General features: G+C 74.9%; 4 protein-coding genes. All 4 read left to right on the plus strand.

The features are described from left to right. Window positions 1-16 precede the first annotated feature (16 nt). From ABTZ99_RS30300 to ABTZ99_RS30315, 4 genes are read left to right on the plus strand one after another with little or no spacing between them, the layout of a single operon-like run. The gene (locus tag ABTZ99_RS30300; protein WP_499616041.1) at window positions 17-11,407 is read left to right on the plus strand and encodes an amino acid adenylation domain-containing protein; all 11,391 of its coding nucleotides are present in this window, start codon (window positions 17-19) and stop codon (window positions 11,405-11,407) included. Then, window positions 11,404-22,353: a non-ribosomal peptide synthetase gene (locus ABTZ99_RS30305; protein ID WP_499616043.1), complete on the plus strand. Its 10,950-nt coding sequence runs from the start codon at window positions 11,404-11,406 to the stop codon at window positions 22,351-22,353. Before ABTZ99_RS30300 ends, ABTZ99_RS30305 begins: the two co-directional genes overlap by 4 nt. Continuing rightward, window positions 22,350-26,309, plus strand: coding sequence for an amino acid adenylation domain-containing protein (locus ABTZ99_RS30310; protein WP_499616045.1), 3,960 nt, complete (start codon window positions 22,350-22,352; stop codon window positions 26,307-26,309). Before ABTZ99_RS30305 ends, ABTZ99_RS30310 begins: the two co-directional genes overlap by 4 nt. Beyond that, window positions 26,306-26,518: an MbtH family protein gene (locus tag ABTZ99_RS30315; RefSeq protein ID WP_498783558.1), complete on the plus strand. Its 213-nt coding sequence runs from the start codon at window positions 26,306-26,308 to the stop codon at window positions 26,516-26,518. The genes ABTZ99_RS30310 and ABTZ99_RS30315 overlap by 4 nt, the downstream gene beginning before the upstream one ends.

A 26,518-nucleotide genomic window follows, 5' to 3' on the forward strand; every position in this document is an offset into this window, starting at 1 on the left:
AGGGAGGACCAGGGACATGAGCGAGGACAGGCGGCGGTGGCCGCTCTCCCCGGGGCAGCTGGGGATCTGGTACGGCCAGCGGTTGAACCCCGACAACGTGTTCGTCATGTCGGAGTACCTGGAGATCCACGGCGCGGTGGACGTGGCGCTGTTCGAGGAGGCGCTGCGCCGCACCGTGCTGGAGGCCGAGACCGTCCAGGTCCGGTTCGCCGAGGACGCCGACGGCGTGTGGCAGTTCCTCGCTCCCGACCCGCACCTGGACTTCTTCGACCACACCGACCGCGCCGACCCGGTGGGCGACGCGGTGGCGTGGATGGACGACGACCTCTACCGGCCCATGGACCTGGAAAAGGGCCCGCTGTCGGTGGACGCGCTGTTCAAGGTCGAGGACGAGCGGTACCTGTACTACCAGCGCAACCACCACGTGATCGCGGACGGGGTGAGCGGGCGCATCTTCACCGACCGCCTCGCCACGGTCTACTCGGCGCTCGTGGCGGGGGAGGAGCCGCCGCCCAGCGCGTTCGCCACCCTCCAGCAGTACCTGGACGACGACGCGGCGTACCGGGCCTCGGACGCCTACCGCCGCGACCAGGAGCACTGGCGGACCCGCCTCGCCGACCGGCCCGCGCCGGTCGGCCTCACCTCGGGCACCGCGCCCGCCAGCGCCCGTCCCGCCCGCGCCACCGCGCACGTCGAACCGGCGTTGATGGACCGGATGAAGGAGCTCACCCGGGCCAACGCGTCCACCTGGCCGATGGCGCTGACCGCCGCCACCGCCGTCTACCTGCACCTGGTCACGGGCGCCCGCACCACGCCCGTCGGCTTCCCCGTGATGGCGCGCAAGAGCAAGCTGCTGCGCGACACGCCCGGCATGGTCAGCAACATCCTCGCGCTGTTCGTGGACCTCGACCCGGCGGTGACGTTCGTCGACGTGCTGCGCCGCACCACCGTCGAGGCCCGCACCACGCTCAAGCACCAGCGGTACCGGCAGGAGGACGTGCTCCGCGACCTCGGCCTGGTGCGCGGCGCGGGCCAGCTGGCGAACGTCGTGGTCAACATCATGCCGTTCGACTACAACGTGACCTTCGGCGGACACCCGGTCACCGCGCACAACCTGTCCAACGGCGTGATCGACGACGTCGAGATCACCGCCTACGACCGGTCCGACGGCAACCCCGTGCGGATCGACCTGGACGGCAACGAGTTCCTCTACACCGCCGACGAGGTGGCCGGGCACCTGGACCGGCTGCTGCGGCTGCTCGACCGGCTGCTGGCCGACCCGGACGCGCCGCTGGCTTCGTTCGACCTGCTCGACGCCGCCGAGCGCGACCAGGCGCTGGACGGCTGGAACCGCACCGACGCCCCGTTGGACGACGAGGACGGCGTGGTGCGCCGGGTTCGGGATCACGCCCGCCGCACCCCCGACTCGGTGGCCGTGGTGGACGACGAGGGGCCGACCACCTACGCCGAACTGGCCGGGCGCGCCGCGGCGCTGACCCGCCGGTTGTGGGACGCGGGGGTCGGGCGCGGTGACGTCGTCGCGCTGCCCACCGCCCCGGGCCGCGACTTCGTGGTGTCCGTGCTGGCGGTGCTCGGCGCGGGCGCGGCCTACGTGCCGGTGGACTCCGACGCGCCGATCGCCCGCGGCCGCGCGCTCGTCGCCGACAGCGGCGCACGGCTCGTGCTCGCCTCGCCCGCCGTCGCCTCCTTCGCCGGCGACCTGGGTGCCGAACTGGTGCTCGTCACCGACGAGGTCACCGACGACTGGCCCGAGCCCGTCGGCGCGGGGGACGACCTGGCGTACGTGCTGTTCACGTCAGGGTCGACCGGCAAGCCCAAGGGCGCCATGGTCACCCACCGGGGCATGGTGAACCACCTGCTGGCCAAGGTCGAGGACTGCGCGCTGTCCGAAGTGGACACCGTGGTGCAGAACGCGCCGCTGACGTTCGACATCTCCATCTGGCAGATGCTCGCGCCGCTCGTGGCCGGCGGCACGGCGCGGGTCGTCACCCGGGAGCTCGCCGCCGACCCGCGCGGCCTGTTCGACCGGACCGACGCCGAACGCGTGGCCGTGCTGGAGGTCGTGCCGTCGCTGCTGCGCGCCGCGCTGGACCTGTGGGACGCCGACGGCGGCCGGCCCGGGCTGGCCTCGCTGCGCCTGCTCGTGGCCACGGGCGAGGCGCTGCCCGCCGACCTGTGCGCCCGCTGGCTCGACGCGTTCCCCGGCATCCCGCTGATGAACGCCTACGGACCCACCGAGTGCGCCGATGACGTCACGCACGCCTTCATCACCTCGCCCGCCGACGTGGCCGACGGCGTGCCGATCGGCAGCGCGCTGCGCAACACCCGCCTGTACGTGCTGGACGACCGGCTGCGGCCGGTGCCGGTCGGCACGCCCGGCGAGCTCTACGTCGGCGGCGAGGGCGTCGGCCGGGGCTACCTCGGCGACCCGGGCCGCACGGGCGTGGTGTTCGTGCCCGACCCGTTCACGCCGCGTCCCGGCGGCCGCATGTACCGCACCGGCGACTACGTGGTGCGCCGCGCCGACGGGTCGCTGGTGTTCCTGGAGCGCCGCGACCACCAGGTGAAGGTCCGGGGCCACCGCATCGAGCTGGGCGAGGTCGAGGCCGCGCTCACCGACGCCGTCGACGCGGTCGCGGTCGTCGTGCGCGAGGACCGGCCCGGGGACAAGCGGCTGGTCGCGTACGTGACGCCCGCCGACGTGGACGTGACGGCGCTTCGGGCGACCGCGGAGTCCCGGTTGCCGGGGTACATGGTGCCGTCGGCGTTCGTCGGGCTGGACGCGTTGCCGTTGACGCCCAACGGGAAGCTCGACCGGCACGCGTTGCCCGCGCCCGACGCGGGCGCCGCCGGCCGCGCGCCCCGCACGCCGCTGGAAGAACTGCTGGTCGCCGTGTTCGCCGACGTGCTCGGCGTCGAGCGGGTCGGCGTGGACGAGGGGTTCTTCGACCTCGGCGGGCACTCGCTGCTCGCCACCCGGCTGATCAGCAAGGTGCGGGCCGCGCTCGGCGTGGAGCTGTCCCTGCGCTCGGTGTTCGACCACCCGACCCCGGCCGGGCTCGCGCTCGTCGTGGACGGGGCCGCCGTCGCCCGCTCCCGTCCCGCCGCACGGCCGCGCCCGGACCTCGTGCCGCTGTCGTCCGCCCAGCGCCGGCTGTGGTTCCTGCACGGCTTGGACGAGACCGGCGGCACCTACAACGTGCCGCTGCCGCTGCGCCTGACCGGACCGCTCGACCGGGCCGCGCTGCTGGCCGCCCTCGGCGACGTCGTCACCCGCCACGAGCCGCTGCGGACCCGTTACCCCGAGGTCGGCGGCGAGCCCGTCCAGCACGTGCTCGACGCGGCCGACGCCCTGCGCCTGCTGCCCGACCACGCGGAGGCGGTGGCCGTCGCCGACCCGGCGGCGGAGATGACCGCCGCCACCGGCCACCGCTTCGACCTCGCGCACGGCCTGCCGTGGCGGTTGTGGCTGTTCGAGACCGGCGGCGATCGACCCGGGTCCGACGAGCACGTGCTGCTGCTGGTCGTGCACCACATCGCCGCCGACGGCTGGTCGCTGGCACCGCTGCTGCGCGACCTCGGCACGGCCTACCGCGCCCGGCACGCGGGCGTCGCCCCGGAGTTCACGCCGTTGCCGTTGCAGTACGCGGACTACGCGCTGTGGCAGCGGGACGCGCTCGGCGACGAGGACGACCCGGACGGCGCGCTCAGCCGCCAGGTCCGGTTCTGGCGCGACCGGCTCGCCGGCCTGCCCGACGTGCTGGAGCTGCCCGCCGACCGACCGCGCCCGGACGTGCCGTCGCACCGGGGCGCCCGCGTGCCGCTGACCGTGGACGGCGAGCTGTACGGTCGGCTGGCCGACATCGCGCGGGAGACGCGCACGAGCGTGTTCATGGTGCTGCACGCGGCCGTGGCGGCGTTGTTGACGAGGTTGGGCGCGGGGACCGACGTCCCGCTGGGGACGGCGGTGGCGGGGCGTTCCGACGAGGTGCTGGACGACCTGGTCGGGTTCTTCGTCAACACGCTGGTGCTGCGCACGGACACGTCCGGCGACCCGACTTTCCGCGAGTTGCTGGAACGGGTGCGGCAGACCGACCTGGCCGCGTTGGCGCACCAGGACGTGCCGTTCGAGCGGCTGGTGGAGGAGCTGAACCCGCGCCGGTCGTTGGCGCGGCACCCGCTGTTCCAGGTGATGCTGGTCCTCCAGAACACGCCCGACCCGGACGTCGAGCTGCCGGGCCTGGACGTCGCCGTGGCCGACCTGCGCACGGCCGTGGCCAAGTTCGACCTGTGGTTCGACCTGTACGAGACGCGTGACGACAGCGGCGCGGTCACCGGTGTCGCCGGCGCCCTGGAGTACGCGCTCGACCTGTTCGACGAGGCCACCGCGCGGCACCTGGTGACCCGGCTGGGCACGCTCCTCGCGGCCGTCGCCGCCGACCCCGCCACCCCGCTGGGACGCCTCGACCTGCTCACCGCCGACGAACGGCACGCCGAACTCGTCACCTGGAACGACACCGCCCGGCCCGTCGACGGCACGTCCCTGGTCGCCCGGTTCGAGGCGCGGGCCGCCGCCACGCCCGACGCGCCCGCCGTGGTGTCCGACGAGGGCTCCTTGACCTACCGGCAGCTCGACGCGGAGGCCGACCGGTGGGCGCACCGGCTCGCCGCCGCGGGCGTCGCCGCCGAAACGCCGGTCGCGCTGCTGATGGACCGGTCGCCCGCGCTGGTGGTCGTGATCCTCGCGGTGCTCAAGGCGGGCGGCTACTACGTGCCGCTGCACGAGTCGTACCCGGTGGAGCGCCTGGACTTCGTGCTCGCGGACCTCGACGCGCCCGTCCTGGTCACCGACCGGCCGGCGCTGCCCGAGGGGCTGACCGCGCCCGTGCACGTCGTGCGCACCGACGAGCAGCCGCCCGCCGCGGGACCGCTGAACCGGCGTGCGCACCCCGACCAGCTCGCGTACGTGATGCACACGTCCGGCTCCACGGGTGTGCCCAAGGGCGTCGCCGTCACGCACGCGAACGTCGTGGAACTGGCCACCGACCGGCTGTTCACCACGCCCGCGCACGCCCGCGTGCTGCTGCACTCGTCGCACGCCTTCGACGCCGCCACCTACGAGCTGTGGGCCCCGCTGCTGTCCGGCGGCACGGTCGTCGTCGCGCCGCCGGGCGTGCTGGACATCGTCACGCTCGGCCGGGTCGTCGCCGACCACCGCGTCACCGCGCTGTGGCTGACCGCCGGGCTGTTCCGGCTGGTCGCGGAGGAGGCGCCGACGTGCCTGGCGGGCGTGCGGGAGGTGTGGACCGGCGGTGACGTCGTGCCCGCCGCCGCGGTGGCCCGCGTCCGCGCGCACTGCCCGGACCTGACCGTCGTCGACGGCTACGGCCCCACCGAGACCACGACGTTCGCCACCCGCTTCGCCCTGCGGCCCGGCGAACCCGACCCGGAGGCCATGCCCATCGGTCTGCCGATGGACAACACGCGCGTGCACGTCCTCGACGCCGACCTCGGGCTCACCCCGCCCGGCGCGGTGGGCGAGCTGTACGTGGCGGGCACCGGGCTCGCGCGCGGCTACCTGGGCCGGGCCGGGCTCACCGCCGAGCGGTTCGTGCCCGACCCGTACGGGCCGCCCGGCGAGCGCATGTACCGCACCGGCGACCTGGTGCGGCGGCTGCCCGACGGACGGCTGGCGTTCCACGGGCGGGCCGACGACCAGGTGAAGCTGCGGGGCTTCCGCATCGAGCCCGGCGAGGTCGAGGCCGTGCTGGCGCGGCACCCGGACGTGGCGCACGCGGTCGTCGCCGTGCGTGCCGACCACCGCGGTGAACGTCGGCTCGTCGCGTACGTCGTGCCCGGCGAGGGCGTGGTCGTGGACCAGGCGGCGTTGCGCGCCCACGTCGGCGACGCGCTGCCCGCGTACATGGTGCCGTCGGTGGTGGTGGAGCTGGACTCGTTGCCGCTCAACGCCAACGGCAAGGTCGACCGGCACGCCCTGCCCGCGCCCGCCACCGCCGCCCCGTCGCCGTCCCGCGCGGCGCACGGCGTGGAGAAGGCGCTGTGCGGGCTGTTCGCCGACGTGCTCGGGGTGGAGTCGGTCGGCGTGGACGACGGGTTCTTCGACCTCGGCGGCCACTCGCTGCTCGCCATGCGGCTGATCAGCCGGGTCCGTGCGGTGCTGGGCGTGGAGGCGCCGATCCGCGCGGTGTTCGAGCACCCGACGCCCGCCGGGCTGGCCCGCGCCCTGCACGACGCCGCGCCCGCCCGTGCCCGCGTGACGCCCCGGCCCCGGCCCGACGTGGTGCCGTTGTCCGCGGCCCAGCAGCGCCTGTGGTTCCTCGACCGGCTGGACGAGGCGGGCGGCATGTACACCGTGCCGCTGGCCGTGCGGCTGACCGGGGCGTTGGACGACTCGGCGCTGCTCGCGGCGGTGGCCGACGTCGTCGTGCGCCACGAGGTGCTGCGGACCGTGTTCCCCGAGGTCGACGGCGCGCCGCGGCAGGCGGTGCTGGACCCGGCGGCGGCTGTCGCGCTGCTCAGCGCCGCGACCAGGCGGGTCGAGACCACCGAGGAGGCGTTGACCGGCGAGCTGGCCGACGCCGTGCGGCACAAGTTCGCCCTGGCCGACGACCTGCCCGTGGCCGTCCGGCTGTACCGGCTCGCCGCCGACCACCACGTGCTGCTCCTGCTGCTGCACCACGTGGCCGCCGACGGCTGGTCCCTCGCGCCGCTGCTGCGCGACCTCGGCGTCGCGTACCGCGCCCGGCACGCCGGCGTCGCGCCGGAGTCCACGCCGTTGCCCGTGCAGTACACGGACTACACGTTGTGGCAGCACGACGTGCTCGGTTCCGACGACGACGAGCACAGCCCGTTGCGCGCCCAGCTCGACCACTGGCGCGCCCGGCTGGCCGACCTGCCCGACACGGTGGACCTGCCGGCGGACCGGCCCCGTGCCGGTCGGCCGGAGCACGAGGGCGGCTCCGTGCCGTTGCGGCTGGATGCGGGCGTGCACGCCCGTGTGGCGCGATTGGCAGCTGCGCACGGCGCCAGCCCGTTCATGGTGCTGCACGCCGCGCTGGCCGCGTTGCTGACCCGGTTGGGTGCGGGCGTCGACATCCCGGTCGGCACGCCCGTGGCCGGTCGGCGTGACGAGGCGTTGGACGACCTGGTCGGGTTCTTCGTGAACACGCTCGTGCTGCGGGTGGACACGTCGGGTGAGCCGTCGTTCGCCGAGCTGGTCGAGCGGGTGCGCGACGTCGACCTGGCCGCGTTCGCCAACCAGGACGTGCCGTTCGACCGGTTGGTCGAGGAGCTGGCGCCGCGGCGGTCGCTGGCTCGGCACCCGTTGTTCCAGGTGTTGCTCGTGCTGCAGAACAACGCCGACCCGGACCTGGACCTGCCGGGCGTCACGCCGGAGGTGGTGGACCTGCCGGCCGGGCCCGCCAAGTTCGACCTGTCGTTCACGTTGGCCGAGCGGCAGTCCGACGGTGAGCCCGCGGGGTTGAGCGGGGAGCTGGAGTACAGCCGGGACCTGTTCGACGAGGACACGGCGATCCGGGTGGCGGGCTGGTTCGCCCGCGTCCTGGACCAGGCCACGGCCGAGCCGTCGCGGCGGGTCGGTGAGCTGGACCTGCTCGCGCCCGGGGAGGCGGACCACCTGGCCCGGGGTGCCGCCGGACCGGTCGGTTCGGTGCCTGATCAGACGGTGCTCGCCGCGTTCGAGCGGTTCGCCGCGGTGCACGGTGATCGGCAGGCGTTGGTGGCCGGTGAGGTTCGGCTGACGGCGGCCGAGGTGGAACGCCGGGCCAACCGGCTCGCACACACCCTGCTCCGCCGGGGGACGGCGGTCGGCGACTTGGTGGCCGTGGTGCTGCCGCGCTCGGTCGACACGGTCGTTGCGCTGCTGGCCGTGCTGAAGGCGGGCGCCGTGTACCTGCCGCTCGACCCGGACCACCCGGAGGAACGGCGGCGCACCACCCTCTCCGACGCCCGCCCGGTCCTGATCATCACGGACACGGCGACGGCCGCCACCCTGCCGCCCGAACCGGCCAGGATCATCCTGGACACCCCACCCACCACGGTCGGCACCGCATCCCCGCACACCGATACGCCCCACCCCGGTTCAAACCGCAACCCTGCAATTCCCACCGCCATTTCCCACCACGACAGGGCCCGCACCGAGGCGGTCATCACTGCATCGGCCCGCGCCGACGCGCCTGATGTCGGTTCAATCCGCAAACCTGCAATTTCCACCGCCGCGGCCCACACCGCCGCGGCCCACACCGCCGCGGCCCGCGCCGAGTCGGTCCGCGCCGAGGCGGTCGGCGCCGACGTGGCCGGTGTCGAGTCGGTCCGCGCCGATGTGGTTCGCATGGATGCCGTGCGCGCTGATCTGGTTGGTGGCGATGGGATTCGCAGGGATGCGATTCTTGGCGACGCGGCCCGTATCGACATCGCCTCCGGTGACACGGACCGCACTGACGCGGCGCCCACCGATGCCGACCGGACCCGGCCGTTGACGGCGCGTGATGCCGCGTACGTCATCTACACCTCCGGGTCGACCGGTCGGCCCAAGGGGGTTGTGGTCGAGCACGGGTCGCTCGCGAACCTCCTGGGCCACCACCAAGAACACGTCTTCGCCCCCATCGCGAACCGCCTCGGCCGTGATCGGTTGCGGGCGGCGTTGACGGCGCCCGTGGCGTTCGACGCGTCATGGGACCCAGTGCTCTGGATGCTCGCCGGCCACGAGCTGCACGTCATCGGCGACGACGCCCGCCGCGACCCGGACGCCCTCGTGGCCCACCTCCGCCACGAGCGCATCGACGTCATCGAGACCACACCGTCCTATGCAGACCACCTCATCGCCCACGGCCTGCTGGACGGCGAAGAGCGACACCCCTCCGTCGTGCTGCTCGGCGGCGAAGCGGTGCCCTCCCACCTCTGGCAGACGCTGCGCGCCACGCCCGGACTGGTGGCGCTCAACCTCTACGGCCCCACCGAGTCCACAGTGGACTCGATGATCGCCGACCTGGCCGACCACCCCGCCCCCGTCATCGGCACGCCGGTGCTCAACACCGGGGCGCACGTCCTCGACGCCTGGCTGCGGCCCGTGCCCGTGGGCGTGCCCGGCGAGCTGTACCTGTCCGGCCCGAACGTCGCCCGCGGCTACCTCGACCGACCCGCCCTCACCGCCCACCGGTTCGTCGCGGACCCCTTCACCGGCGCCGGCACGCGCATGTACCGCACCGGCGACCTCGCCCGCCGCCTGCCCGACGGGCACGTGGAGTTCCTCGGCCGCGTCGACGGCCAGGTGAAGGTGCGCGGCTTCCGGGTCGAACCCGGCGAGGTGGAAGCCGCGCTGCGCCGCCACGACGGCGTCGACACGTGCGCCGTCCTGCTGCGCCCGGACCACGGCGGCACGCCCCGGCTCGTCGCCTACGTCACCGCGACACCGGGCACGCGGCTGGACCCGGCGGCCCTGAGGTCCGCCCTGCGCGCCGAACTGCCCGACTACATGGTGCCGTCCGCGGTGGTGGTGCTGGACGAACTCCCGTTGAGCCGCAACGGCAAGCTCGACCACGCCGAGCTGCCCGCGCCCGCCGCCCCCGATCCGACACCCCGACCGGAGGGCACGCGCACCGCACGTGAAGAGGCGCTGTGCGCGGTGTTCGCCGACGTGCTCGGCCTGCCCGACGTCGGCGTGGACGACAGCTTCTTCGACCTCGGCGGCGACAGCATCGGCTCCATCCAGCTCGTCAGCCGCGCCCGCCGGGCGGGCCTGGTGTTCACCCCGCGCGACGTGTTCGAGCGCAAGACCGCGGCCGAACTCGCCCGGGTGGCCGTCGAGCCCGCCGACGCCCGCCTCGTGGCCGACCCGACCGGCAGCGGCCCGGCCGTGCTCACGCCGGTCGTGCGCTGGTTCCTCGACAGCGGCGGCACGCTCGACGGCTTCAACCAGGCCCAGCTCGTCGCCGTGCCGGCGGAACTGGGCCGGGACCGGCTGCTGGGCGCGCTCGACGCGCTGCTGGACCACCACGACGCCCTGCGCGCCCGCCTCGACCGCGACGCGGAGGGCGAGTGGGTCTACGAGATCGCCGACCGCGGCACGGTCCGCGCCGCCGACCTCACCCGCCGCGTGGACGTGACCGGGCTGGACGACACCGCGCGTGCCGCGGCCGTCCGCGCCGAGGCCGACACCGCGTGGCGGCGCCTCGACCCGGCACGGGGCGTGCTCGTGCAGGCGGTGTGGTTCGACGCGGGCCCGGCGCACCCCGGCGACCTGCTGCTGGTCGTGCACCACCTCGCGGTGGACGGCGTGTCGTGGCGCATCCTGCTGCCCGACCTCGCCCAGGCGTGGCACGCCCTCGCCGCCGGCCGCGACCCCGTGCTCGAACCCGTGTGGACGTCGTGGCGGCGCTGGTCGCACCTGCTGCACGACGCCGCGCACGACCCGGCCCGCGCCGACCAGCTCCCGTACTGGACCGCCGTCCTCGACGGCCCGGACCCGCTGCTCGGCGCACGCCCCCTCGACCCGGCGCGCGACACCGTCGGCACCGCGCGCACCAGCGAAGTCGTCCTCACCGTGGCGGACACCGCGCCGCTGCTCACGGAGGTGCCCGCCGCGTTCCACGCGGGCGTGGACGACGTGCTGCTCACCGCGCTCGCGCTGGCCGTCGGCCGGTGGCGGGAACGGCGCGGCCGCGGCGCGGAGACCTCCGTGCTGCTCCAGGTCGAGGGCCACGGCCGCGAGGACGTCGTGCCGGACGTGGAGCTGTCCCGCACGGTCGGCTGGTTCACCAGCGTGCACCCGGTGCGGCTGGACCCCGGCCGGGTCGGCTGGCCCGAGCTGCTCGCTGGCGGACCCGCCGCGGGCACCGCGCTGAAGCGGGTCAAGGAACAGCTGCGGGAGCTGCCGGAGAAGGGCGTCGGCTACGGCCTGCTGCGCCACCTCAACGACGACACGGCGGGCAAGCTCGCGGGCCTGGGCGCGCCGCAGATCGCGTTCAACTACCTGGGCCGCGTCGACACCGCCGCGCCCGGCGGCGACCGGCTGTGGCTGCCCGCGCCCGGTTTCACCGCGCCCGTCGGCCACGACGACCTGCCGTTCGTGCACGCGATCGAGGTCACGGCCGTCACCGAGGACACACCGGACGGCCCACGCCTGGCCGCCACCCTCGCCTGGCCCGCCGACCTGCTCGCCGACACCGAGGCCGCCGACCTCGGCACGGCGTGGCGGGAGGCGCTGCGCGGGCTGGTCGAGCACGTCCGGGGCACGGCGGCGGGCGGGCTCACCCCGTCCGACGTCGACCTGGTCCCGCTCAGCCAGGACGAGCTGGACCTGCTGGAAGACGACGAAGACGACGAGAGCGAGGACTTGGACCGATGAGCAAGAAGTCCGCAGTCGAGGACGTCCTGCCGCTGTCGTCGTTGCAGGAGGGGTTCCTCTTCCACGCCCTGTACGACCGCGACGGCCTGGACGTCTACACCGTGCAGATGGCCACCGAGCTGACCGGCCCGGTGGACGTGCCCGCGCTCCGCGCCGCCGCCGACGCGTTGCTGCGCCGGCACGCGAACCTGCGCGTCGGGTTCCGGCACAAGGGCCTGGACCGGCCCGTGCAGGTGGTGCGCCGCGAGGTGCGCGCGCCGTGGCGCGAGGTCGACCTGACCGCCGCCGCCGACCCGGAGGCGGACTACACCGACCTGGTCGACGAGGAACGCGCCCGCCGCTTCGACATGGCCCGCGCGCCGCTGCTGCGGTTCGTGCTGGTCGTGCTGCCCGGCCGGGTGCACCGGCTGCTGCTGACCATGCACCACATCCTGATGGACGGCTGGTCCACGCCGGTGTTCCTGGACGAGCTGTTCACCCTCTACGAGCACGCGGGCGACGACTCCGCGATGCCCCGCGTCACCCCCTACCGCGACTACCTGGGCTGGCTCAAGCGCCAGGACGTGGACGGCGCGCTGTCCGCCTACGACGAGGTGCTGGCGGGCCTCGACGGGCCGACGCTCGTCGGGTCGGCCGCGGACAACGCCTCCGTGGTGCCCGACGGCGTGCTGGTCGAGCTGGACGACGAGCTGACCGACGCCCTCACCCGCACCTCCCGCGCCCGCGGCTGGACGATGAACACCCTCGCCCAGGGCGCGTGGGGCGTGGTGCTCGGCCGCTACCTCGGCCGCCGCGACGTCGTGTTCGGCGGCACGGTGTCCGGCCGGCCCGCCGAGCTGCCGGGCGTGGAGACGATGCTCGGCCTGTTCATCAACACGCTGCCGGTGCGGGTGTCGTGGACCGCCGGCCAGTCGCTGGGCGACCTGCTGACGGCCGTGCAGGACCGGCAGGCCGGGCTGATCGCGCACCAGCACGTGGGCCTGGCCGACGTGCAGCGCCGCACCGGCCACGGCGAGCTGTTCGACACCACGATGGTGTTCGAGAACTACCCGGTCGACGTCGACACCGCGCCCGTGCTGGGCGGCGGCGTGCGGATCACCGACTTCCAGGCCCGCGACGCCACGCACTACCCGATCAGCCTCGTCGGCCTGCCCGGCGAGCGGCTGGCGTTCCGCCTGGACTACCGGCCCGACGTGCTCGGCCGGGCGACCGTGGCGCGGATGGGCGAGTGGCTGCGGCTGGTGCTGCGCGCCATCGCCGCCGACCCCGACCGGCCGGTGAACGCCGTCGACCTGCTCGACGCGGACGAGCGGGACCGCATCCTGGTCGACTGGAACGACACCGACCACCCCGTGGAGCCGCTGCACCTGACCGCGCTGCTCGACCGGCAGGCCGCCGAGACCCCGGACAAGACCGCCGTGGTGCACGGGACCGAGCAGCGCACCTACGCCGAGCTGCACGCCGACGCCAACCGCCTCGCCCGCCTGCTGGTCGAGCAGGGCGCCGGGCCGGAAACCCTGGTGGCGGTGGCGCTCCCGCGCGGCACGCGCCTGGTCACGACGCTGCTCGCGGTGCTCAAGACCGGCGCGGGCTACCTGCCGCTCGACCCCGACCAGCCCGCCGAACGGCTCGCCGACATGCTCGGCGAGACCCGGCCCGTGCGGCTGGTCACCGACGCGACCCTCGCGCCCCGCCTCGCCGCGCTCGACGTGCCGACGTCGGTCCTCGACGAGCTGGACCACGCCACCCGCTCCGCCGAACCGCTGACCGACGCCGACCGACGCGCGCCGCTGCGGCTGGAGCACGCCGCGTACGTCATCTACACCTCCGGCTCCACCGGGCGTCCCAAGGGGACGTTGGTCGAGCACCGCGCCGCGGTGAACTACCTCCAGTGGTCGGTCGACGCCTACCCGTCCGTGCGGTCCGGCGCGTTCCTGCACTCGCCCGTCACGTTCGACCTCACCGTCACCGGCCTGTACGCGCCGCTGATCTCCGGCGGCGCGGTGCACCTGGGCGACCTGGCCGACGGGGGCATCGACCCGGCGAGCCCCACCGCGGCCGGTTTCGCGTACCTCAAGGGCACGCCCAGCCACCTGTCCGTGCTCGACGTGCTGCCGGACGCCTACTCGCCGACCGCCGAACTCGTCCTGGGCGGCGAGCCGCTGCCCGGCGCGCAGCTCGACGTGTGGCGCAAGCGCCACCCCGGCGCCCGCGTGGTCAACGAGTACGGCCCCACCGAGACCACGGTCGGCTGCACGTCGCTCGTGGTCGAGCCGGGCGACGAGATCCCGGCCGAGGTGCTGTCGCTCGGCCGTCCACTGTGGAACACGCAGGCGTACGTGCTGGACGACGCGTTGCGCCCGGTGCCGCCCGGCGTCGTCGGCGAGCTCTACATCGCGGGCGAGAACCTGGCCCGCGGCTACGTGGCCCGGCCAGGTCTCACCTCCGGCCGGTTCGTCGCCAACCCGTACGGCGCTGCATCCAATTCTTCTGGCGGAACCCGCATGTACCGCACCGGCGACCTGGCCCGGTGGGGCGAGCACGGCGACCTGCTGTTCGCCGGCCGCGCCGACGACCAGGTGAAGATCCGCGGCTACCGCGTCGAGCTGGGCGAGATCGAGTCCGTGCTGTCCCGGCACCCCTCGACCGGGCCGGTCGGCGTGGTCGTGCGCGAGGACCAGCCCGGCGACCAGCGGCTCGTCGCCTACGTCGTGCCCGCCGAGGGCCACGACTTCGACCCGGTCGCGCTGCACGCGCACGTCACCGCCGCCGTGCCGGACTACATGGTGCCGTCGGCGTTCGTCCGGCTCGACGCGCTGCCGCTGACCACCAACGGCAAGCTGGACCGCCGCGGCCTGCCCGCGCCGGACGTGGTCGGCGGCACCGCCGCGACCGGCCGTGCCCCGCGCAACTTCACCGAGGAAGTGCTGGTCGGCGTGTTCGCCACGGTCCTCAACCTGCCGTCGGTCGGCGTGGAGGACAGCTTCTTCGACCTCGGCGGCCACTCCCTGCTCGCCACCCGCCTGGTCAGCCGGGTCCGGTCGGTGCTGGACGTCGAGCTGTCCATCCGCTCGGTGTTCGAAGCGCCCACGCCCGCCGCGCTGGCGGCGCTGGCCGAACGCGCCCGCGGCACCCGCCACGACGTGGAGGTGCTGCCCCGCCCGGACGTGCTGCCCCTGTCGTACGCCCAGCGGCGCCTGTGGTTCCTCGACCGGCTGGAGGAGGCGGCGGGCATGTACAACGTGCCGCTGCCGCTGCGCCTGACCGGGCGGCTGGACCGGGACGCGCTCACGGCGGCGTTCCGCGACGTCGTGGCCCGGCACGAGTCGTTGCGCACCACGTTCCCCGAGGTCGACGGCGAACCGCGCCAGCACGTGCTCGACGCGCCCGACCTGCCGGTGGCGCACGTCGAGGTGGACGAGGACGACCTGCCCGCCGCCATCGCCGACGCCCTGGGCCACCGGTTCGACCTGGCCGCCGAGCCGCCGTGCCGGGTGTGGCTGTTCGAGCTCGCGCCCGACGAGCACGTGGTGCTGTTCCTGGTGCACCACATCGCGGGCGACGGCTGGTCGTTGACGCCCCTGCTGCGCGACCTCGGCACGGCCTACCGCGCGCGGCTGGCCGGCACGGCGCCGGACCTGCCGCCGCTGCCGTTGCAGTACGCGGACTACACGCTGTGGCAGCGGCGCGTTCTCGGGTCCGACGAGGAGGAGGGCAGCGCGCTCGCCGCGCAGGTCGAGTTCTGGCGCGCCCAGCTGGCCGGGCTGCCCGAGGTGCTGGAGCTGCCGGCGGACCGGCCGCGCCCGGCGGTGGCGTCCTACCGGGGCGGGCGGGTGCCGTTGCGGCTGGACGCCGACACGCACACCAGGCTCGTGGCGCTGGCGCGGCAGACCCGCACGACGGTGTTCATGGTGCTCCAGGCGGCCGTGGCGGCGTTGTTGACGCGGTTGGGCGCGGGCACCGACATCCCGTTGGGCACGGCGGTGGCCGGGCGTTCCGACGAGGCGTTGGACGACCTGGTCGGGTTCTTCGTCAACACGCTGGTGCTGCGCACCGACACCTCCGGCGACCCGACGTTCAAGGAACTGCTGGAACGGGTGCGGCAGACCGACCTGGCCGCGTTGGCGCACCAGGACGTGCCGTTCGAGCGGTTGGTGGAGGTGCTCAACCCCCGCCGGTCGCTGGCGCGCCACCCGCTGTTCCAGGTGATGCTCGTGCTGCAGAACACCCCCGAGGCCGACCTGGACCTGCCGGACCTCGCCATCGACCTCGAAGACGTGCCCGGCGGCGCGGCGAAGTTCGACCTGCTGCTCGACCTGCGCGAGACCCACGACCACGCGGGGCGGCCGGCCGGTGTGGAAGGCGACCTCGAACACGCCCTCGACCTGTTCGACGCGTCGACCGCCCGGGTGCTCGTGCGGCGGCTCGTGCGGCTGCTGGAGACCGTCGTCGCCGACCCGGCGATCCGGCTCGGCGAGGTGGACGTCCTCGACCCCGCCGAACGCGAACGCGTGCTGCACACGTGGAACGACACCGCGCGGCCCGTGCCCGAGGTGTTCGTGGAACGGCTCGTCGCCCGGCAGGCGGGCCGCACGCCGGACGCGATCGCCGTCGTCGGCCCCGACCGCGTGCTCACGTACGCCGAGCTGGACGCCCGCGCCGACCGGCTCGCCGCCCTGCTCGTGGCCCGCGGCGTGCGGCCGGAGACCGTGGTCGCGGTCTCGTTGCCCCGCACGTCCGAAGCGGTGGTCTCGCTGCTCGCGGTGCTCAAGGCGGGCGGCGCGTACGTGCCGCTGGACCCCGGCCACCCGGCCGAGCGGGTGGCGTTCGTGCTGGACGACACCCGACCGGTGTGCGTGGTGGCCGACCGCACCACGGCTCCCCGCCTCACCGCCGCCGCCGCCGACCGGCTCGTCCTGCTCGACGACCCGGCCGTCGCCGAACGCCTCACCCGGCCCGTCGCGCCACCGACCCCGGCCGTGCACGGCGGGTCGCTCGCCTACGTCATCCACACCTCCGGCTCCACCGGCCGTCCCAAGGGCGTGGCCGTGACGCGGCACGGCATGGCGAACCTCGTCGGCTGGGCCGCCGACCACTTCACCGCCGACGAGCTGTCCTCGGTGCTGCTGTCCACCTCGTTGAACTTCGACGTGTCCGTCTTCGAGCTGTTCACCCCGCTCACGGTGGGCGGTCGGGTCGAGGTGGTCGAGAACCTGACCACCCTCGTGGAGCGCGGCGGCTGGACGGGCGGCCTCGTCAGCGGCGTGCCCTCGGTGTTCGCCCAGGTCCTCGCGGCCGGGGTGGAGCTGGACGCGCGGGCCGTCGTGCTGGCCGGCGAAGGCCTGCCCGCGAGCGTCTACAACGACGTGCGCGCCGCCCTCCCGGCCGCCCGGATCGACAACATCTACGGACCCACCGAGGCCACCGTCTACACCCTCCAGTGGGGTTCCACGGCGCCCGACCCGCTCGACGGCCCCGCGCCCACCGGCCGTCCACTGTGGAACACCCGCGCCTACGTGCTGGACGCGGCCATGCGGCCCGTGCCGCCCGGCACCCCCGGTGAGCTGTACCTGGCGGGCGAGAGCCTGGCCCGGGGCTACGTCGGGCGCGCCGCGCTCACCGCGGAGCGGTTCGTGGCCGACCCGTTCGGCCGCGGCGGGCGGCTCTACCGCACCGGCGACCTCGTGCGCTGGGGCGCGGCCGGCCAGTTGGAGTACCTCGGCCGCTCCGACGACCAGGTGAAGCTGCGCGGCTTCCGGATCGAGCTCGGCGAGGTCGAGTCCGCGCTCGCCCGGCACGCCGACGTGGACCGCGCCGCCGTCGTGGTCCGCGAGGACCGGCCGGGGGACAAGCGGCTCGTCGGGTACGTCGTGCCCGCCCGCGCCCTCGACCCGGCCGCCGTGCTCGACACCGTGCGCGCGACCCTGCCCGCCTACATGGTGCCCGCCGCGCTCGTCGTGCTCGACGCATTCCCCTTGAACGCCAACGGCAAGCTCGACCGCCGGGCCCTGCCCGCGCCGGACGCCGCCGCGATCGGCGACGCCGCGCCGCGCACACCCGCCGAAGAGGTGCTGTGCGCGGTGTTCGCGGACGTGCTCGGCCTGGACCGGGTCGGCGTGGACGACGGGTTCTTCGACCTCGGCGGCCACTCGCTGCTCGCCACGCGCCTGGTGAGCCAGGTGCGTGCGGCGATGGGCGTGGAACTGCCGCTGCGCGCGGTGTTCGAAGCCCCGACGCCCGCGCTGCTGGCCGCCCGCGCCACCGCCGCCGGCGCCGCCCGCGAGGGCGTCACCCGCGCCGAGCGGCCCGACGTGGTGCCGCTGTCGTTCGCCCAGCGCCGCCTGTGGTTCCTCGACCGGTTGGAGGACGCCAACGGGATGTACAACATCCCGATCGCGCTGCGGCTCTCCGGCGACCTGGACGTGACCGCGCTGCGCGCCGCGCTCGGCGACGTGCTGGCCCGCCACGAGTCGCTGCGCACCGTCTTCCCCGACTCCGACGGCACGCCGCGCCAGCTCGTGGTGCCCGCCGCCGAGGCCGACGAGGCGCTGACCCGGGCGTTCAGCGTGCGCACCACCGACGCGACCGCGCTGCGCGAACGCCTGGACGAGGCGGCGGCGTGCACGTTCGACCTGGCCCGCGAACTGCCGCTCAAGGCGTGGCTGTTCGAGCTGTCGCCCTCCGAGCACGTGCTGCTGCTGGTGCTGCACCACATCGCGGGCGACGGCTGGTCGTTCACGCCGCTGACCCGCGACCTCGGCCACGCCTACCGCGCCCGCCTCGCCGGACGCGCCCCCGACCTGCCGGAACTGCCGGTCCAGTACGCGGACTACGCGCTGTGGCAGGCCGACGTGCTGGGCGCGGACGGCGACCCGGACTCGACGGGCACGGCGCAGCTGGAGTTCTGGCGGCGGCAGCTCGACGGCATCCCCGACGCGCTGGAGCTGCCGACCGACCGGAGGCGGCCCGCCGTCGCCTCCCACCGCGGCGGCCTCGTCCGGTGGCACGTGGACGCCGACCTGCACGCCGACCTGCTGACCCTGGCCCGCCGAACCGGCACGAGCCTGTTCATGGTGCTCCAGGCGGCGATCTCGGCGCTGCTGACCCGGCTGGGCGCCGGTGAGGACGTGGTCCTCGGCACGGCCGTCGCGGGCCGCACGGACGCCGCGCTGGAAGACCTGGTCGGCTTCTTCGTCAACACGCTCGTGCTGCGGACCGACACGTCCGGCGACCCCGCGTTCGAGGAGCTGCTCGGCCGGGTCCGGCAGACCGACCTGGCCGCGTTCGCGCACCAGGACCTGCCGTTCGACCGGCTCGTGGACGCGCTCAACCCCGAGCGGTCCGTCGCGCGGCACCCGCTGTTCCAGGTGATGCTCGTGCTCCAGAACGCGCCCGAGCCGGACCTGGAGCTGCCCGGCCTGAGCCTGGACCTGGTGGACCTCGGCGAGGGCCCGGCGAAGTTCGACCTGTCGTTCGACCTGGGCGAGACCCACCGCGACGGCGCGCCGGCGGGCCTGGAGGGCACCATCCAGTTCGCCGCCGACCTGTTCGACCGCCCCACCGCCGAAGCCCTCGGCGCACGCCTGACGCGCGTGCTGAGGACCGTCGCCGCCGACGCCGCCACCCCGGTGAGCGCACTGCCGGTCCTGGGCGAGGGTGAACGCGGCATCGTGCTGGACGTGTGGGGCCGCAACCCGTCCCACCGGGCCCGCAACACGGTCGTCGGCCGCTTTCGCGCCCAGCTCGCGAAGGCCCCGGACGCGGTGGCCCTGGTCGACGGCGACCGCGAGCTCACCTACGCCGAGGTGGACGCCCGCGCCCGCGCGCTCGCCCACCACCTGGTCGGGATCGGGGTGCGCGCCGAGACGCGGGTGGCCGTGCTCGCCCGCCGCACCGCCGAGCGGACCGTCGCCACCCTCGCCACGCTCTACGCGGGCGGCGCGTACGTGCCGCTGCACGACGGCAACCCCGTCGAGCGGCACAACCTGATCCTCGCCGACACCGCCGCGGCGGTCCTGCTCACCGACCGCGCCGACCTGCCCGCGGGCCTGGCCGCACCGGCGCACGTCGTGGACTTCACGGCCGAGCTGCCGCCCGCACCCGACACCGGGCTGCCGACACCGCACCCGGACCAGTTGGCGTACGTCATCCACACGTCCGGTTCCACGGGCGTGCCGAAGGGCGCGGCCGTCACCCACGCCAACGTGGTGGAGCTGGCCACCGACTCGATCTTCACCACGGGCGCGCACCACCGCGTCCTCGTCCACTCCTCCTACGCGTTCGACGCGAGCACGTACGAGATGTGGGTGCCGCTGCTCAACGGCGGCGCCGCCGTCGTGGACTCGCCGGACGACGTCGACATCGCCGGTCTGGCCGCCGCGATCCGCCGGCACGGCGTGACCGCGCTGTGGCTCACCTCGGGCCTGTTCCGGGTGGTCGCGGAGGAGGCGCCGGAGACGTTGGCGGGCCTGCGCGAGGTGTGGACCGGCGGTGACGTGGTGTCCGAGCACGCCGTGGCCACCGTGCGCCGGGCGTGCCCGGACCTGGTGCTGGTCAACGGCTACGGCCCCACCGAGACCACCACGTTCGCCTCGCGCCACGCCGTGCTGCCCGGCGACGTGGCCGCGAGCCCGTTGCCCATCGGCGCCCCGATGGCCGGGACCGCGCTGCGCGTGCTGGACGGCCGCCTCCAGCCCGTGCCGCCGGGCGTGACGGGCGAGCTGTACGTGGCCGGCGGCAAGCTGGCCCGCGGCTACCTGGCCCGACCGGGGCTCACCGCCGAGCGGTTCCTGCCCGACCCGCACGGCGCGCCCGGCGACCGCATGTACCGCACGGGCGACCTGGCCCGCTGGTCCCGCGACGGCAGCCTGGAGTTCGTCGGCCGCACCGACGGCCAGGTGAAGCTGCGCGGCTTCCGGATCGAGCCGGGCGAGGTCGAGGCCGCGCTGACCGGCCGGGCGGGCGTCACGGGCGCGGCGGTCGTGCTCCGCGAGGACCGGCCCGGTGAACGCCGGCTCGTCGCCTACCTCGTCGGCGACGACGTGGACGTGGCGCGAGCGCGTGCCGCGGCCGTCGCCGCCCTGCCGGACTACTCGGTGCCGTCGGCGTTCGTGGTGCTGCCCGAGCTGCCGCTGACCGTCAACGGCAAGGTCGACCGCCGCGCGCTGCCCGCCCCGCACCGGGAAGCCGCGCCGGTGACCGTGCCCCGGACGGCCGTGGAAGAGGCCCTGGCCATGGTCTTCGCCGACGTGCTCGGGGTGGAGCGGGTCGGCGTGGACGACGGGTTCTTCGACCTGGGCGGCGACAGCATCATGTCGATCCAGCTGGTCAGCCGCGCCCGCACGGCCGGCTGGGTGTTCACCCCGCGCGACGTGTTCGAGCTGAAGACCGTCCGACGCCTCGCCGACGTCGCCGTGCCGCTGACCGAGCAGGACGACGTGGCCGACCGCGACGGCGTGGGCGAGGTGCCGCTGCTGCCGATCGTGGAGTGGCTGCGCGCCGGCGGCGGCCCGATCGACGGGTTCAACCAGTCGCACGTGGTCGCCACACCCGCCGGGACCACCACCGGGCACCTGGTGGACGCCCTGGCCGTCGTGCTCGACCACCACGACGCGCTGCGCACCCGGCTGCACCGCGACGACGACGGCTGGGCGCTGGAAGTCCTGCCGCACGGCGCGGTGCGGGCCGAGGAGCACGTCGCCCGCGTCGACGTCGCCGGACTCGCCGAGGGCGACCTGGCGGCGGTGGTCGCCGAGCACACCGAGACCGCCCGCCGCGCCCTGCGACCCGACGACGCGGTGATGCTGCGCCTGGTCTGGTTCGACGCCGGGCCCGACGCGCCCGGCCGGCTGCTCGTCCTGGCGCACCACCTGGTCGTGGACGGCGTGTCGTGGCGGGTCCTGCTGCCCGACCTCGCCTCCGCCGCGACCGCCGCCCGCCTGGGCGTCCCGCCCGAGCTGCCGCCGGTGCGGACGTCGTGGCGGCGCTGGGCCACCCGCCTCGCCGAGGCGGCGACGCAACCGCGGTGGGCGGAGCAGCTGCCGCACTGGCTCGCCACCGCCGACACCGCCCAACCCGCCCTCGCCGCACGCCCGCTCGACCCGCGCCGCGACACCCTCGCCACGGCGCGGACCGCGGTGGTCGAGGTCGACCCGGACGTCACCACGGCCTTGCTGACGACCGCGCCCGCCGCGTTCCGCGTCGGCGTGGACGACGTGCTGCTCACCGGCTTCGGCCTGGCCGTGCGCGAGTGGCTGGCCCGGCGCGGCGAACGGCTGCCCGACGCGCTGCTGGTGGACCGCGAGGGCCACGGCAGGCACGAGGACGCCGTGGCGCCGGGGTTGGACCTGTCCCGCACGGTCGGCTGGTTCACCAACCTCTACCCGGTGCGGGTGGACGTGCCGCCGCTGCGGTGGGACGACGTGCTCGCCGCCGGCGAGCCCGTGGGCGCGGCGCTCAAGCAGGTCAAGGAAGGGCTGCGCGCGGTGCCCGACCACGGCCTCGGCTACGGCCTGCTGCGCCACCTCAACCCGGACACCGCGGGCAAGCTCGCCGCCTGCCCGGCGCCGCAGATCGGGTTCAACTACCTGGGCCGCACGAGCGTCGGCGCGACCGGCCGCGACTGGACGCCGTCGTCCGACGCGGGTGGCGCGGTGGGCGACGACGGGCTGCCGTTCGCCCACGTGCTGGAGGTCAACGCCTTCACCGAGGACGGCGCGGGCGGGCCGCGTCTCGTCGCCGCCCTGTCGTGGCCCGCCGCCCTGCTCGACGAACCGGACGTGGTCGCGCTCGGCGGGCTGTGGCGCGACGCCCTGGCCGCGCTCGCCGCCCACGCCCGCGACCCGCGCGCCGGCGGCCTCACGCCCTCCGACGTGGCGCTGGTGCCCTTGTCGCAGAAGAACATCGACCACTTGGAGGCCATGATGAGGAAGGCGGGCCGAGCATGAGCGCCGCACCGCGCATCGAGGACATCCTCCCGCTGGCCCCGTTGCAGCAGGGCCTGCTGTTCCACGCCCTGCACGACACCGACGGCCTCGACTTCTACACCGTCCAGGTGGCCGTGGACCTCTACGGCGAACTCGGCGTGGACGCGCTGCACGACGCCGTGCGGGCGTTGGTGCGGCGGCACGCCGGGCTGCGGTCGGTGTTCGTGCACGAAGGGCTCGACCAGCCCGTGCAGGTCGTGCTCGACCACGTCGACGTGCCGTGGGAGGTGGTGGACTGCTCGAAGCTGTCCGTCGCCGAGGCGGAAGCGCGGTTCGAGGAGCGCTACGACGCCGAACGGCTGCGCCGCTTCGCGCTGCACGAGGACGTGCCGCTGCGGTGCGTGCTGTTCCGGATGCCGTTCAAGGACTTCCGGCTCGCCCTCACCCTGCACCACATCGCGGTCGACGGCTGGTCGATGCCCGTGCTGCTGGACGAGCTGTTCGAGCTGTACGACCGGCACGGCGACGAGAAGGGCATGGCGCCCGTCGCGCCCTACCGCGACTACCTGGCGTGGCTCGACGCCCGCGACCACGAGGTGTCCCGCAAGGCGTGGGACGAGGTGCTGCACGGGGTCTCCGAGCCGACGCTGGTCGGCGGGGCGGGACGGCCGGGGGAGCAGGCGCCGCCCGCGCGGCTGAAGGCGAAGCTGGGCGTGGAGCTGACCGGGCGGCTCGGCGAGCTGGCCCGTGAGCGCGGCTGGACGGTCAACACCGTCGTGCAGGCCGCGTGGGGCCTCACGCTCGGCGTGCACACCGGTCGCACCGACGTGGTGTTCGGCGGCACGGTGTCGGGCCGCCCGCCCGAGCTGCCGGGCGTGGAGCGCATGATCGGCCTGTTCATCAACACCTTGCCGGTGCGGGTGAGCTGGTCGCCCGACGACACCGCCGCGGACCTGCTCGACGCGCTCCAGTCGCAGCAGACCGGCCTGCTGGAGCACCAGCACGTCAACCTCGCCGACCTGCAGGGCCGGGTGGGGCGCGGGCCGCTGTTCGACACGACTTTGGTGTTCGAGAACTACCCGGCCGGCGACGAGGACAACACCGAGCTGGCCGGCGGCGCGTTCCTGATCGACGTGGAGGCCCGCGACGCCACGCACTACCCCGTGACGCTGATCGGCGTGCCGGGGGAGGACCTGGCGTTCCGGCTGGACCACCGGCCCGACCTGGTGGACGCGGCCGTCGCCCGCCGCCTGCTGGACTGGCTGCTGCGCGTCCTGGCCGACCTGGTCGAGCACCCGGACCGGCCGCTGAGCGCGTTCACGCCGCTGGACGACGCCGACCGCGACCGCGTGCTGCACGAGTGGAACGCCACCGCGACGCCCGTCGAGGACGTCACGCTCACCGACCTGCTGGACCGGCAAGGGGCGTCCTCGCCGCACGCCACGGCCGTCATCGACCACGACCGGGTGCTGGACTACGCCGCGCTGCACGCGTCCGCCGACCGCCTGGCCCGCCGCCTCGCCGCCGCGGGCGCCGGGCCGGACGCGCTGGTGGCCGTGTCGCTGCCGCGCTCGGCCGACCTGGTCGTGGCGCTGCTGGCCGTGCTGAAGTCCGGTGCGGCCTACCTGCCGCTGGACACCGACCTGCCGTCCCGGCGGCGCGCCGTGCTGCTGGCCGAGGCCCGGCCGGTGTGCGTGGTGACCGACGACCCGGCGGCGTTCGACGGCCTGCCGGTGGTGGAGGTGCACGGCGCGGACGTGCGGGAGGTGGCGGTGAGCCGGGCGCGGCCGGACGACCTGGCGTACGTCATCCACACCTCCGGCTCCACGGGCACGCCCAAGGGCGTCGGCGTGCCGCACCGGGGCATCGTGAACCGCCTGCGGTGGATGCAGGACCGCTACGGCCTCGACGCCGACGACCGGGTGCTGCTCAAGACGCCGTACACGTTCGACGTGTCGGTGTGGGAGTTCTTCTGGCCGTTGATCACCGGTGCGGCGATCGTGGTCGCCAAGCCGGACGGCCACCGCGATCCCGCGTACCTCGCGCGGGCGATCAACGACCACGGGGTGACGACCGTCCACTTCGTGCCGTCCATGTTGGACTCGTTCCTGGTGGAGCCCGCGCCCTGCCCGACCCTGCGCCGGGTGGTGTGCAGCGGCGAAGCGCTCCTGCCCGCGACCCGGGACCGGTTCCTGGCGGCGTACTCCGCCGAACTGCACAACCTGTACGGCCCCACCGAGGCGTCGGTCGACGTCACGTCGTGGCAGTGCGACGCGGACGACCCGCGCGTGCCCATCGGCAGGCCGGTGTGGAACACCCGCGCGTACGTGCTGGACGCCCGGCTCGCACCCGTGCCGCCCGGCGCGCCGGGCGAGCTGTACCTGGCGGGCGTGCAGCTGGCCCGCGGCTACCTCGGCCGCCCCGGCGTGACCGCGACGCGGTTCGTCGCCGACCCGTTCGGCCCGCCCGGCTCGCGCCTGTACCGCACCGGCGACCTGGCGCGGTGGGACGACGACGGCGTGCTCGTGTACCTGGGCCGTGTCGACGACCAGGTGAAGATCCGGGGCGTCCGGGTGGAGCTGGGCGAGGTGGAGGCCGCCGTGGCGCGGTGCGCCGGGGTGGCGCACGCGGCCGTCGCGGTGCGCGAGGACGTGCCCGGTGACCAGCGGCTGGCGGCGTACTTCGTGCCCGAGCCCGGTGCTTCGCCGGACCCGGACGCGGTGCGCGACCACGTGGCCGCCGAGCTGCCCGCGCACCTTGTGCCCGGCACGTTCACCGCGCTGGAGTCGTTGCCGCTCAACGCCAACGGCAAGCTGGACCGCCGCGCCCTGCCCGTGCCCACGGCGGTCGCGACCGCCGGCCGTGCGCCGCGCAACCTCACCGAGGACCTGCTGTGCCGCATGTTCGCCGAGGTGCTGCGGGTGGACGCCTTCGACCCGGATCGCGGGTTCTTCGCGGCGGGCGGCCACTCGCTGCTGGCCGTGACGCTGGCCGACCGGGTGCGGTCGCGGTTCGACGCCGACGTGACCGTGCGGACGCTGTTCGAGGCGCCCAGCCCGGCCGAACTCGCCCGCCGCCTCGACGGCGACCCGGCCGCGACCGGTGTGGACGCCCTGGGCCCGGTCCTGCCGCTGCGGCCGGGCGGCACCGCGCCGCCGCTGTTCTGCCTGCACCCGGCCTCCGGCCTGAGCTGGTGCTACACCGGGCTGCTCGGCGCGCTCGACCCGGACGTGCCGCTCTACGGCCTCCAGGCGGACTTCCCGGCAACGGCCCGCCAGAACCCGCCCGACGACCGCTCGCTCGGCAGCCGGTCTCGTTCCCTCGAACCGAGCGACCACCGCCCCCTCGGCGATCCTCCGTCCCTCGGCGACCAAGCGGCCCGCTTCGTGGACCACATCCGCACCGTCGCGCCGCACGGCCCGTACCGCCTGCTGGGCTGGTCCATGGGCGGCCACCTCGCGCACGAGGTCGCGGTCCGCCTCCAGGAAGCCGGCGAGACCGTCGACCTGCTCGCCGTCCTCGACTCCTACCCCCGCGCCGACGCCACACCGCTGAGCACCGAAGAGGTCTTCGCCGACGCGTTCGCCGGCACCGGCCTGAGCCCCGAAGACCTCACCACCCCCGAGGGCCACGCCCGGGCCGTCGCCGTGGTGCGCACCGAACTCGGCGGCTACGAGCAGACCACCGACGACCTCGCCCGCGCCGTCCTGACCACCTACCTGGCCAACGGCCGCGCCCTGTCCGCCCACACCCCGCGCCGCTTCGACGGCGACCTGCTGTTCTTCCGCGCCACCGACGCCGCCGACCACCCGGAACGCGACCCGGACCGGTGGGCGCCGCACGTCACCGGCGCCATCCGCGTGCACGACGTGCCCGCACCCCACGAAGAGATGACTCGTCGAGACGTCCTCGACGAGGTCGCCACGGCGGTCGACGCCGCCCTGACGACGCCGCGACCCGAAGGAGACCCGCGATGAGCACCAACCCGTTCGAGGACGAGAACGGCACCTACTTCGTGCTGGTCAACGACGAGAACCAGCACTCCCTCTGGCCGCACTTCATCCCCGTGCCCGACGGCTGGCGCGTGGTGTTCGGCGAGGCGTCCCGCCAGGACTGCCTGGACCACGTCGAGGCGAACTGGACCGACATGCGCCCCAAGAGCCTCGTCGACGCCATGGGCGCCTGA

Source organism: Actinosynnema sp. NPDC002837 (assembly GCF_040295345.1).
Taxonomy (GTDB): Bacteria; Actinomycetota; Actinomycetes; order Mycobacteriales; family Pseudonocardiaceae; genus Actinosynnema.

Excerpts from the sequence above, each read along its gene's own strand:
- ABTZ99_RS30300 (WP_499616041.1), top strand. The coding sequence starts at position 17 with ATGAGCGAGGACAGGCGGCGGTGGCCGCTCTCCCCGGGGCAGCTGGGG.
- ABTZ99_RS30305 (WP_499616043.1), top strand. The coding sequence starts at position 11,404 with ATGAGCAAGAAGTCCGCAGTCGAGGACGTCCTGCCGCTGTCGTCGTTG.
- ABTZ99_RS30310 (WP_499616045.1), top strand. The coding sequence starts at position 22,350 with ATGAGCGCCGCACCGCGCATCGAGGACATCCTCCCGCTGGCCCCGTTG.
- ABTZ99_RS30315 (WP_498783558.1), top strand. The coding sequence starts at position 26,306 with ATGAGCACCAACCCGTTCGAGGACGAGAACGGCACCTACTTCGTGCTG.